Below are 12,173 nucleotides of genomic sequence, written 5' to 3'. Positions count from 1 at the left end.
CGTGTCTCCAACTCTTCGCTTTAGGACCCGAATCGGGCGTTTGCATCCCGCGCGACTCGGTAGCCTTCTTGGCATGTCGAGCGATTTTGTCATCCGGCCCGCCATTCCAGACGACGTGGCGAACATCGCCGCGGTGCACGTCACCTCCTGGCGCGAGACGTACCGGGGGACGCTGGTGTCGGACGTCGTGCTCGACTCCCCTGACTTTCTGCCGAGTCGGGAGCGATTTTGGGCGACCGCGCTGACCGATCAGCGATGGGCCGCAAACCGAGTTCGCGTTGCCGAAGTCGAGGGCGAACTGGTCGGAATCGCAATGTCAGGGCCGGTCATCGGTGAGGAATGGATCCAACACCTCTCTGTGCTGTACGTCTCCGCCCAGCACCACGGGGCCGGAATAGGCACGGCGCTTCTCGATGCAGTGCTCGACAAGACCAAGCCTGCTGTTCTGTGGGTAGGAGATCCCGTTCCACGAGCTCAGGCGTTTTACCGGAAGCACGGCTTCGTGACGGATGGAACCGTGAAGGTTGAAGACAACATTCGCGAGCTACGCATGCGCCGCGCCGCCCGCTGAAGGATCCTCGCAGCCGTGGTGATCTCCACGATCAGTTCCACTGAGCCGAGACGGAAACTTGTTTGTAACAACGGCTTTGTACGCTTGCGTTTAGACACCGCGTAACAACGACGAGAAAGGCGAGTTGATGACCATTTACTCCTCGCACCGCGTCTCGTGTTGGAACCGCGGCGCAATCGCGCACGGGGCATAGAACCCAACCTGGCGTAGCGGCGGACTCCCCCTCCGTCGCGGCTGGTCACTGTGACGCCTCGGCCTGGACCGCCCGGCACCCTTCAGGCACGGCCATCATCCTCGTCCCCACGACATGTCCGGCGAGTCGAACCCACTTCCCTGCGGCCGCACCGTCGGCCCGAGTCGCCCGTGTATCCGGGCCCACAATCAACCCCAAAAAAGGATCCCTCATGACCAAAATGCTGAGCCTGGCGCTCTTCCTCTTTCCCGGCTATCACCTCGGCGCCTGGCGCCTGCCTGATGCCGTTCCAGAACTCGACCTCACTATTGAGCACTACGTACGAGCAGCAAAACTCGCGGAAGAAGCCAAGCTCGATGCCATCTTCTTCGAAGACCAAGCCGCCGTCCGCCGCAGCAACGACATTCTCGCCGGCGACACGTACGGCGCAGCGAACCCGCGGTCGATCCACTTCGACCCGACCATGGTTCTTCCGGCTCTCGCCATGGTGACCACGCACCTCGGGCTCGCTGCGACCTCCACCACCACTTTCAACGACCCTTACAACCTGGCGCGGCGATTCTCGACCCTCGACTTTCTCAGCCACGGCAGAGCGGGCTGGAACCTCGTGACTTCGTTCAACGAAGACGAGGCCCAGAACTTCGGCCTCGACGCCCACCTTGCACACGCCGCCCGCTATGCACGTGCGAGCGAATTCGTCGACGTCGTCACGGGCCTCTGGGAATCATGGGAGAAAGGCGCGATCACCCGAGACAAAAAAACGGGCTCCTACTTCGACATCGAGAAGATGCACTTTCTCCAGCATGCGGGCGAACACTTCACAGTTCGGGGCCCACTCACCACCGGCCGAAGCCCTCAGGTGCGCCCGGTGATCTTTCAGGCCGGGTCATCCGAACCCGGTCGAGAACTAGCCGCCCGTACGGCAGACGTCGTGTTCACCCTGCAGTCCGACATCGTCGAAGCGAAGGCGTTTCGTGACGACATCCGCGCCCGCGCTGTACGGTTCGGCCGCAACCCGGAGAAAATCAAGATCCTTGTCGGGATGACGCCGATCGTCGGCACGACCGACGAGGATGCCCGGGAGTTGGCGGCTCGAATGATGGCCCTGATCCCCGACGACCTGGCGCTCAGCAATCTGAAGCCGCTCGCCGGCGGAGTCGACTTCAGGGAGTTCGACCTCAATGCGCCCGTGCCAGAGCTGCCGGAGTCGAACGCCGGAAAGTCGCACCGCGAAGCGATCATGTCCGTCTCCCGAGACCAGAACCTGTCGGTCATTGAGACGGCACGGTATTTCGCCGAAGGCAGCTACCTCAAAATGATCGGATCACCCGCGTCTATCGCGGACACGATGCAGGAATGGCGGGAAGCCGGAGCCTGCGATGGATTCCTCGCTGTGCCGACACACTACCCGACAGGCGTAGAAGACTTCACCGGGCTGGTCGTGCCCGAACTCCAGCGCCGAGGAGCATTCCGCACCGAGTACACCGGCGCCCACCTGCGCGATCACCTGGGCCTGACGAAGTACGACCAGACTCCGACCGCAGACGATGGTCAATCATGAAGCTTTGCGGAGCCCCCGACGAGACCTGAGAGGTCTTGCGCATACTCTTGTGCGTAGCTGCGGGCGGATCACCCAAAGCTGCACTGCGTTGCGGGGCGCCCTCCCCTGACTCCTTGTGGAAATGAAAGAAGCCCGGCCATGTGGCCGGGCTTCTTTCATTTTGTTGCGGGGACAGGATTTGAACCTGCGACCTCTGGGTTATGAGCCCAGCGAGCTACCGAACTGCTCCACCCCGCGGCACAAGAGATAACACTACCAGACGGAATGAGTGCTCGTGACCGCAGGGCGCGAAGTGACGCGAATGAGAGCGGCATTTCCGGACGAGAGATGCAGTTCAAACGGCATCTCTCGTCCGGAAAACACTCTTTCGTGCGGCACGAAGCAGCTCGCTATCCGCCGGTGGAGGTCGGAGTGGGCGTGGGGGTCGCCGTACTGTCGGTTCCCGGCGTCGCGGCGGTACCACCGCTGGCCGCGATGGCGGCGTCGACCGCAGCCTTGAGCTGGGCATCCGCAACCCCGTAGGCGGACCAGTCGGCTGCCTTCAGGGCGGCGTCGCGAGCCGTGAGAGCGGCCTGAGCCTGGTCGAGAGCCTGCTGGAGGGCCGCATTGTTCGTTGTCGTGCCCGTGCCGGTTCCGGCGCCCGTTGAGGGCGTGGTGGGCGTGCTGCCGTCTCCGGCTGTCGCTCCGGAGTCACCCCCGAAGAGGTCGTCGAGAGCGGCGTCGAGGGTGTCTTCGAAGGCGATCTTGTCGCCGAAGCCGACGAGGATCTTCTGCAGCAGCGGATAGCTGGTCTCACCACGCGACTGCACGTAGACCGGCTGCACGTAGAGCAAACCTCCACCCACCGGCAACGTCAACAGGTTGCCGTTCAGCACTTCTGTCGAGCCCTGTTTCAGCAGGTTGAGTGCCTGCGACACGGTGGGGTCGGAACTGAACTTGTTCTGCTCTTGACCGGGGCCGGGCACAGTGGCGTCTTTCGGCAGGGTCAGCAGCCTGAGCTTGCCGAAGTCGGCAGACTTCTGCCCCGCGACGTCTCCGGCGTTCGAGTCGACCGCCAGATAGCCGTTGAGGCTCTTCGACGTGTCTTCACCCGTGAGCGGGATGAACGTGGAATACAGCGAATACTCGGGCTGGTCTTGACCCGGCATCTGCAGCGTGAGGTAGTACGGCGGTTGCAGAGTCGGATTCGTCGCCGACGAGGTGGGGTCGTTCGGCGTGGTCCAGGCGTCTTCGCGCGAGTAGAACGAACCCGCATCGGTCACGTGGTACTGACCGAGAATGGCGCGCTGCACCTTGAACAGGTCGGCCGGGTAACGCACGTGACTCATCAGCTGCGAGCTCATGTCGCTCATCGGCTTGACCGTGGCCGGAAAGATTTTCTGCCAGGTCTGCAAGATAGGGTCGGTGCTGTCCCACGCGTAGAGCGTGACTTTGCCGTCGTAGGCGTCGACCGTCGCCTTGACCGAGTTGCGGATGTAGTTGATGTTGTTGTCGACCGCGTACCCCGGTTTCGGCGTGTACGTGTCGGCGATCGCTGCGCTCAGCCCTTCGGTCTTCGAGTACGGGTAGTTCGCGCTCGTGGTGTAGCCGTCGACGATCCAGACGACGCGGCCGTCGACGACCGACGCGTACGGGTCGGAGTCGATGGTGAGGTACGGCGCCACTTTCGACACGCGTGTTGCTGGGTCACGGTCGTAGAGAATCTGCGAGTCGTCATTCACAGCCGACGAGAGAAAGATCTCTGTCGACTGGAATTTCAGGGCGTAAGCGAGCTTGTTGAAGATGTTGTCGAGCTTCGGGCCGCCATCGCCACTGAAGGTCGTGTAGGTCTGCTGGGCATCCGCTGTTCCCGACGGGTAGTCGAGCTCGGTCGGCGACGACCCTGCCGGCGCACCGACGATGGAGTAGGTCGGCGAATTCTCGCCGAAGTAGATGCGCGGCTCGTAGGTGCCGAGCACGCCGGTGCTCGGGATGCCCGACTCAGCGAAGACGGGCTGGCCGTCGGCCGAGCGTTGATTGCCGTAGGCCGCGACGACGCCGTACCCGTGCGTGTAGACGACGGTCTGGTTGTACCAGCTCGCCGAGGTGCCCAGCTGGGTGAGGTTGAGGTCGCGAACCGCAGTGACCGTGTCTTGGCTCTGCCCGTTCACTTCGTAGCGGTCGACGTTCAGATCGGTCGGAAACTGGTAGTACTGCCTGAACTGCTGCAGAGCGGCGAAGGTGCTCGAGACGAGCGCGGGGTCGAGAATCCGGATGCTCGAGGTGGTCGCCGCGTCGGAACGTAGAGCACCGGCCTGAGCCGTGGTGGTGGCGTCGTACGGAATCGTGTCTACATCGGCGACGCCGTACGCGTCACGTGTCATGTCGATATTGCGCTGCAGATACGGAGCCTCGAGGGCACGCTCCGACGGATCGACCTGGAAGCGCTGAACAACCCACGGCGTCAACGAGCCGAGGATGAGCGCGCTCACGATGAGCAGCGCCGTACCGATGACAGGAAGACGCCACCGCCCTACGAAGGCCGCGACGAAGAACAGAAGGGCCACGAGGATGGCGATTCCCGACAAGATCTGCAGGCCCGGAATCGTGGCGTTGACGTCGGAGTACGAAGCACCCGTCAGCAGCCCGCCGCTCGATGTAAGCGTGGCGTACTGGTCGAGCCAGATGCTGATGCCCTGCAGCAGCAGGTAGACGCCGGCGGTGATGGCGATCTGAATACGCGCCGTCTTCGAGATGCGAACCTCGCGCTGGCCGAAGCGAATGGCGCCGTAGAGGTAACTCGTCGCGAGCGCCGCGATACCCGAGAGCAGCACGACGGCCGAGGCGAAGCCGACGACGCTCTGCCAGAACGGCAGGTCGTAGACGTAGAACGAGATGTCGAGGCCGAACTGCGGGTCGGTCTGGCCGAAGGATGTTCGGTTCAGGTACATCAGCACGACCTGCCAGCGCGTGGCGGTGGCGATGCCGGCGAACAGCCCGAGCAGTGCCGGAATGCCGAAGGCGGCCAGGCGCCGCAGCGGCTCGACGACCTGCTGGTAGCGGTCGAGCTGCGAGTTGAGCTTCGCGTAGACCGGCCGGAACCGGAACGCGAGATCGATGCTCACGAACACCGGGATGGCCATGGCGAAGAAGCCCACGAAGAACATGACGCCACCGGCGACCCACTGCGTCGTGAGCACGCTCAGGTAGCCGAGCTGGTTGAACCAGAGCACCTCGGTGTAGAGGTTCGTGAAGACGAAGAACAGAATCGCGAGAACCGCGATGATGGCGATGGCGATCGCGATGACGGTTCTCGACCTGCGCGCCGGGTTGCCTGCGCCGTTCTGCGCGCCAGTCGAGCCGCCCGAGTTCGGGCCGCCGTTAGAGGGCCCGCCGTTAGAAGGCACTGAGGAGGAAGTCACGTTAAGGCCTCTTGAGTTAGCTGTGGATGTCAGCTAATCCTAGACAACCGTTGCTGCGTGTCAGCCTCGCCAACCTCCCAGAGCCCTGACACTTCAGTCACGCGTCGGTAACGAATCTTTCAGCGCCCTATGAAGCGGCCGCTCGCGACGACGGTTTCGGCAGGGTTGGGGCGATGGTTTCCGTCGGTGTGGGGGTGGGTCAGTTGCAGGTGGGCAGCGAGTCGAGCCCTGTGCCCGTGCTGATGTCTTTCAAAGCGGTCAGCGAGTCGGTGAGCGTTTTGACGGCGAACACCCGGAGGCCGCTCGGCACGTGCCCAGTGACCTCGTCGCAGTTCGACGCCGGCGCGAGAAAGTAGCTCGCTCCGGCGGCGACGGCACCGAACATCTTCTGCCGAATACCCCCGATGGCGCCGACCGTGCCGTCGGCGCTGATGGTTCCCGTACCCGCGACATTCTTGCCGCCGTTCAACTGGCCGGGAGTGAGCTGGTCGATGATGCCGAGCGCGAACATCATTCCGGCGCTCGGGCCGCCGACGTTGTCGAGCTGAATCGTGACGTCGAACGGAAACGTGTAGGTCGCGCCGGCACCGATGCCGAGCAGGATGCTTCCGTCGCTGGCCTTGACGGGCGTGACCTGCACGGTCTGCTGGGCGCCAGAACGGGTGATGACGATGCTGGCCGGCTGGGCATCCCCGTTCGCCGTCACGGCCGCACGGAGCCCGTCGACACTCGTGATGACTGTGCCGTTCACCGAATCGATGGTGTCGCCGACCTGCAGGATGCCCGTGGCCGGCGAATTCGTGGCGAGCTGCGCCACGGTGATCTGGGTCGTGAAGGCGATGCCGAGATTAGTCAGCGCGGCAGCGATGGCCTCTTGCTGTGAGTCGACCATCATGGTCTGGTTCTCTTGGTTCTGCTCATCGACCGAAACGTCAGGAGGGTAGATGGCGTCGACCGGAACGATGGCCTTGGTCTGGTTGAAGAACGCCCCCACGATTTCAGCCCAGCTGGGGAGGCTCTGCGGAGTACCGACGACCGAAACCGTGAGCATGTCGAGGGTGCCGGCTGTGGGATAAGTGGGCGCGCCGCTGATCGAGATGAGTGGCGTCTCGGTTCCGTCGTGCGAACTCGTGCCGAGCGTGTTGAACACGGGTCCGGGCTGTTCGATGACATAGGGCGACGGAATGAAGCTCATTCCGAGAGCGAGCGCCAGGGCTGCGATAAGGCTGACCCAGCCGATGGTTCTGCGCCGTCTCACGTCGCCCTTTCGTTTCATACACTCGCCGACTCTGTGCTGCGAGCTGCAGCGCTGTTCGCCACAGGCGCACGCGTCGGCACCCCAGCATATGAGAAATCCCAGCTTGGCTGATGGGCCACGGGTTAGCGTAGAAGTGGTTGCTGATAGGCACCATGGAGACAACCGGGAGTACGGCACCGTGAGCGACGAACCAGACAAGAACCCCGAAGACGAGTTCGCCGACATGCTGCGCCAGTTCTTGTCGGGCAATTCCGACCTCGACCCGTCGAAACTGGCGAGCGCTGCCGGGCTGCCCTCAGACCCGGCCGCAGTGGCCCAGCTGATGCGGCAATTGCAGCGCGCCATGCAGCACACCGGTGACGGTGTCGACTGGAAAGTGGCGCTCGAGGCGGCGCAGGAGATCGCCGGTAAAGATGCGGTGTCGATCGACCCGGGCATCCGCTCGGCCCTCGAACAGGCCCTGCACGTTGCCGAACTCTGGCTCGACGAAGTCACGTTCGTGACGGAGTTGGCGGCCACTCCCAAGCTGCTCAGCCGCAAGGAGTGGGTGACCGCGACCATGCCGGTGTGGACGCAGCTGGCCGAGCCCGTGGCCCTGAGCATCGCTGACGCCCTCACGCGCGTTCTCAAAGAGCAGGCGCCCGAAGAGCTTTCGGGCATGATGGCTGGAGCCAGCCAGCTGATGCGCAATATCGGCGGCGCGCTCTTCGCCATGCAGCTCGGCCAGGTGGTCGGGCAGCTGTCGACCGAGGTGGTGTCGGGCGGCGACGTGGGAATCCCGCTGCTGAGCGACCAGCAGGCGGCGCTGGTTCCGCAGAATCTCGCGGAGTTCGGCGATGGTCTCGACATTGCGCCCGACCAGGTGCAGCTCTACCTCTCGGTGCGCGAGATCGCCCATGCGAGGCTTTTTCGGCACGCGAAGTGGCTACGACTGCACATGATCAGCTCGATCACCGAGTTCGCGCGCGGCATTTCGATCGACACCGACCGGCTCGAAGAGCTGGCGAGCGGTTTCGACCCGTCGAACCCTGAAGAACTGCGGCAGGCGATGGTGAGCGGCGCGCTCATCCCGCCGAAGAGCGAGGCCCAGGAGCAGGCGCTGGCGCGGCTTGAGACGACGCTTGCGCTCGTGGAGGGCTGGGTCGACGTGGTCACGGCCGCTGCGACCGTGCGGTTGCCCAAGCGCGACGCGGTCGCCGAGACCGTGCGTCGCCGCCGGGCGACGGGCGGCCCCGCCGAATCAGCGTTTTCGACGCTGGTAGGGCTCGAGCTGCGCCCACGCCGTCTGCGTGAAGCGGCCGCCATGTGGCAGGCCGTCACTGACGCGGTGGGGGCCGAGGGGCGTGATGCCCTCTGGTCGCACCCCGACGTGGTGCCGACCTCCGAAGACATCGACAACCCGGCCGGCCTCGTGGCGCGGTTGCTCGCGGGCGAGCCGGAGCCCGACGAGATGGATCAGGCGATCGCCGACTTCTTTCGCGAAGAGGAGTCGGGCGGGGCGAGCACCGGCGACGACACGCCAGCACCACCCGTCGTGTAGCCCGCTGCTTCCCTCATGCAAGACGGCGTGTGGATAACTCCGCGGGCCGTTTTGCTGTTGAGGGCAGCATGGGTGCATGACATTTCACAGCTACCGGCTCGACCCTCGCTTTCCCCTCGTCTGGCGTTCGCCGACCTCCGCGCAGATCGGCGTCGATACCGCCCGCGTGCGCTTCGAGAGCATCTCGCGCACCGAAGAACGAATGCTGCATGCCCTCAGGGTCGGCGTGGCGATCGACGGGCTCCGGATGCTCGCGCAGGGCAGCGGGCCAGAAACCAGTGAGGGCGGGCACGACCCGGCGCTCCGGTTCCTAGAACGCCTCGAGCCAGCGCTCGACGCGCGGCGCGCGTCGCCGTTCCGGGCGGCTCGCATCGACGTCGAGGGCGACTCACCCGCTGCGACCAGCTTGCGCCGATTGTTCGCTCAACTCGTCGGGCAGACCGGCGTTCCGCCCGCTCTCGACAGCGAGCCCGATGTCGTCGTGATCGTGAGCGCCTGGGCCGTTCTCCCCACCGTCTCGGCGCGCTGGCTCAACCGCGACATCGTGCATCTGCCCGTGGTCTTCAGCGACCACGAAGCCCGAATCGGGCCGCTGGTCACCCCGGGCGAGGGGCCATGCCTGCACTGCGTGGAACGCTGGGCGATCGAGCGCGACCCGTCCTGGCCGGCCATTGCGAGCCAGCTACTGGGCCGAAAAGCGCCCACCGAGCAACCGTTGCTCGTGGCGTCAGTGACCGCCATCACTGCGCGGCTCGTGCGCAGCCACCTCGCGGGTGACGCGAGGGGCCTGACGCCGGGAGCGGTGATTCACGTGAACGCCGAAACCGGCGTCGTCACCGAGACACGGCGGAGCGTGCATCCGGAGTGCGGGTGCCGAGTTCTTGCAGAAAGCGTGACGGGGCCCGGGACTGCGACCGGCCAGCGCCCGTTTGGGAGTATGACAGGGCAAGCCGTTGCCGTGCCCGTGTGATGCCCACGTAGAGCAGGCGGCGTTCTTCGTCGATCTGGTCGAGCGTGGTGGCGTACGAGATCGGAACCAGCCCCTCCGAGAGGCCGGCGACGTACACCACCGGCCATTCGAGCCCTTTCGCAGAGTGCAGGGTCGCCAGCGTCACCGCCGCAAGGGTCGGTTCGTGTTGTGCCGACTGCCGCTCGAGAAGTTCGTCGGTGAAAGCGCGAAACGTCGTTCGCGGTGGCTGCTGTTCGGCGAGGCCCATGATCGCATTCAGCGAATCCCAGCGGTCGCGCAGCGCGCCGCGGCCCTCTGGCGGGCTCTGCGACCAGCCCAGCGAGCGAAGAACGTCGCTCACCGACTTGAAGAGCGGCTCACCCATGATCGACACCGACGCGGCGCGAAGCGACATGACCGCCTGCTTCACCTCTGGCAGGTCGAAGAAGCGCTGTGCGCCCCGAATCTGGTAGGGAACATTCGCCTCGGCGAGAGCGCCTTCGAGCGCCGCGGCCTGGGCGTTCATGCGGTAGAGCACGGCGATGTCGTGCGGCCGAGTGCCGTCGGCGATGAGGGCCGCGATCGCAGCCGCGATACCGCGCGCCTCCGCCGCGTCGGAGGGGTAGCCCGTGATCGTCGGCGGCAGGCCGGCGGTCACCGTGCTCGCGGCACGCAGAGTGAGGGCACCGGGCCGGCCACGCATGAGCCGGTTAGCGGTGTCGACGATCGCCGGGGTGGAGCGATAATTCTGTTCGAGTCGAACGACGGCCGACGCCGGAAACTGCGAGGCGAACGAGAGCAAGAAGTCCGCGCGTGCGCCGGCGAACGAGTAGATGGTCTGGCTGGCGTCGCCGACGACACACAGGTCTCGACGGTCGCCCAGCCACAGCGACAGCAAGTGGTATTGCAAGGGCGAAACGTCTTGAAACTCGTCGACCACGAAGAAGCGGTACTGCTCCCGCACCTGCATGGCTACCGAGGGTTCACTCTCGATCATGCCGGCTGTCGCGAGCAGCACGTCTTCGAAGTCGAGTTGCCGGCGCTCGTCTTTGATGCTCTCGTACCCCACCTGCAGTTCGAGCACCTGCTGCACCGTCAGCGAGCCGGGCTGAGCCCTCGACGTTCGCGCGGCTCGTTCGTATTGCTCGATGGTGAGATTGGAGATCTTGCGCCACTCGATCTCTGCGGCCAGGTCACGCAGCGTCGCAGTGTCGATGCGCAGCTTGAGCTGCTCGGCGACCTGCCCGAGCACCCGGGCTTTGCTGTCGATGAGACGCGGAACCGTTCCACCGACGACCTGCGGCCAGAAGAAATTGAGTTGGGAGAGGGCCGCCGAGTGAAAAGTTCGTGCGGCGACTCCCCCGGCGCCGAGAGGGCGAAGCCGAGCTCTGAGTTCTGCAGCCGAACGCGAGGTGAAGGTCAGTGCCATGACCTTGTTCGGCGGAAACACCCCGGTCGCGACGCCGTAGGCGATGCGATGCGTAATGGCTCGGGTCTTGCCCGTGCCGGCTCCCGCGAGCACAGAGACCGGCCCGAGCAGGGTCGTCGCGACGACCCGCTGCTCGGCGTCGAGGCCGGCGAGCAGCGCATCGGCGCTGGGTGGCTCGGCGCCCGACGGCTCCGCGGCGGGTGGTTCGGCGCGCGATGGTTCGGCGCGCGGTGGTTCGGTTCCTGGCGCCACCGTCACCAGGTTTCGGCGGCGATCGGTCCGCCGTACCAGTGCTCGATGATCGAGCGGGCGATCGATGCCGAACCGGGCAGCAGGGGGGCGCGTTCCGGGTCGGTCAGGTCTTCACGGCTGAACCAGCGCACGTCGAGAATCTCTTCACCGTCGGGCAGCAGAAGACTGTCGGCGGTCGCCGGGTCGACGTGGGCGAGAAAGCCGCACATCAGCGACGCCGGAAACGGCCACGGCTGCGAACCGAGGTACTGGGGGTCGACGACGCGCACTCCCGACTCTTCGAAGACCTCACGAACGACGGCCGCCTCGAGCGACTCCCCCGGTTCGACAAAACCGGCGAGCAGCGAGTACCGATTGTTCTCCCACAGGGCATTCGAACCGAGCAAGATGCGGTCGTGCGCGTCGATGATGCCCACGATGATGGCCGGGTCTGTGCGCGGAAAGATCTCGATGTCTTGCACGGGGCAGCGCCGCACCCAACCGCCCATCTCCACGACCGTAGCTGCCCCGCAACGCGGGCAGTGTGTGTGCGAGCGATGCCAGTTCATGATGCCGAGCGTCTCGGTGAACGCCCCGGCGTCACGATCGTCGAGCGTCGATGCGACATTACGCAGGTTCACCCAGCGCGACTCGTCGGGTTCGAGGTCATGGGCGGCTTCGTCAGAGAGAACGGCAGCGACAAGACGGGTGCCGACGGGCTCGACTGCAGTAGTCGAGATCGAGAAGCCGAGGTATATCCGCAGCTCGAACGACGGCACCGCCGATGCAGGCACGAACGCGAGCTTCGGATGCTCGGCGGGCAGGTCGCCGCCCACGGGTTGCGCGTCGCGAGCCCAGTCCGTCTCGCTCGCGTGACCGGAGGCGAGAAGGGCTTTTCCGTTGTTGACGGCGAGCACTCGAGTCGTCTCGTCGGCCCAGAGCGTCTCGAACAGGTTCGGCAGCGCCCGCGTCGCGTGATCGCGGTCGATCTCGAAACGAGACAGGGGCAGCTCGGTGAGCAAAGTCTTCAGCATGGGTTG

The 12,173-nt window shown here is 65.0% G+C and carries 7 protein-coding genes, 1 tRNA gene and 1 pseudogene; 4 read left to right on the top strand and 5 right to left on the bottom strand.

Annotation, left to right across the window (positions count from 1 at the left end; genetic code table 11):
- Nucleotides 1–73: 73 nt before the first annotated feature.
- Together LQ955_RS03860 and LQ955_RS03855 are read left to right on the top strand one after the other, a co-directional pair.
- Complete coding sequence (locus LQ955_RS03860; protein WP_231026904.1) at nt 74–571, top strand: GNAT family N-acetyltransferase; 498 nt, start codon at nt 74–76, stop codon at nt 569–571.
- Between the two features lie 404 nt (nt 572–975).
- The gene (locus LQ955_RS03855) at nt 976–2,325 is read left to right on the top strand and encodes an LLM class flavin-dependent oxidoreductase (RefSeq protein WP_231026903.1); all 1,350 of its coding nucleotides are present in this window, start codon (nt 976–978) and stop codon (nt 2,323–2,325) included.
- A 163-nt stretch (nt 2,326–2,488) separates the two neighbouring features.
- On the opposite strand, the gene LQ955_RS03850 is transcribed toward LQ955_RS03855, so the two are convergent.
- The 3 genes from LQ955_RS03850 to LQ955_RS03840 all read right to left on the bottom strand — a co-directional run bounded on the left by LQ955_RS03850 (nt 2,489) and on the right by LQ955_RS03840 (nt 6,984).
- Nucleotides 2,489–2,562, bottom strand: a tRNA-Met gene (locus LQ955_RS03850).
- A 152-nt stretch (nt 2,563–2,714) separates the two neighbouring features.
- Nucleotides 2,715–5,609: a UPF0182 family membrane protein gene (locus tag LQ955_RS03845; RefSeq protein ID WP_255713767.1), complete on the bottom strand. Its 2,895-nt coding sequence runs from the start codon at nt 5,607–5,609 to the stop codon at nt 2,715–2,717.
- A 316-nt stretch (nt 5,610–5,925) separates the two neighbouring features.
- Nucleotides 5,926–6,984, bottom strand: a complete 1,059-nt coding sequence (locus tag LQ955_RS03840) for a YlbL family protein (RefSeq protein WP_231026902.1) — start codon at nt 6,982–6,984, stop codon at nt 5,926–5,928.
- 178 nt (nt 6,985–7,162) lie between these two features.
- Between LQ955_RS03840 and LQ955_RS03835 the strand changes: the two genes are divergently transcribed.
- Both LQ955_RS03835 and LQ955_RS03830 read left to right on the top strand, forming a co-directional pair.
- Nucleotides 7,163–8,524: a zinc-dependent metalloprotease gene (locus LQ955_RS03835; RefSeq protein ID WP_231026901.1), complete on the top strand. Its 1,362-nt coding sequence runs from the start codon at nt 7,163–7,165 to the stop codon at nt 8,522–8,524.
- Between the two features lie 76 nt (nt 8,525–8,600).
- Nucleotides 8,601–9,353 (top strand): annotated as a pseudogene (locus tag LQ955_RS03830) (TOMM precursor leader peptide-binding protein); the annotation flags it as partial.
- Nucleotides 9,354–9,357: 4 nt separating this feature from the next.
- Here LQ955_RS03830 and LQ955_RS03825 read toward each other — a convergent pair.
- Nucleotides 9,358–11,058, bottom strand: a complete 1,701-nt coding sequence (locus LQ955_RS03825) for an ATP-dependent helicase (RefSeq protein WP_231028024.1) — start codon at nt 11,056–11,058, stop codon at nt 9,358–9,360.
- 98 nt (nt 11,059–11,156) lie between these two features.
- The gene (nudC, locus tag LQ955_RS03820) at nt 11,157–12,167 is read right to left on the bottom strand and encodes an NAD(+) diphosphatase (RefSeq protein ID WP_231026900.1); all 1,011 of its coding nucleotides are present in this window, start codon (nt 12,165–12,167) and stop codon (nt 11,157–11,159) included.
- Nucleotides 12,168–12,173: the final 6 nt, after the last annotated feature.

Origin of the sequence: Subtercola endophyticus (assembly GCF_021044565.1) — a bacterium.
In the GTDB taxonomy this organism is placed as follows: Bacteria; Actinomycetota; Actinomycetes; order Actinomycetales; family Microbacteriaceae; genus Subtercola; species Subtercola endophyticus.
The sequence above is the reverse complement of the archived record's forward strand: the minus strand, read 5'-3'. Positions and strand labels throughout refer to the sequence as shown.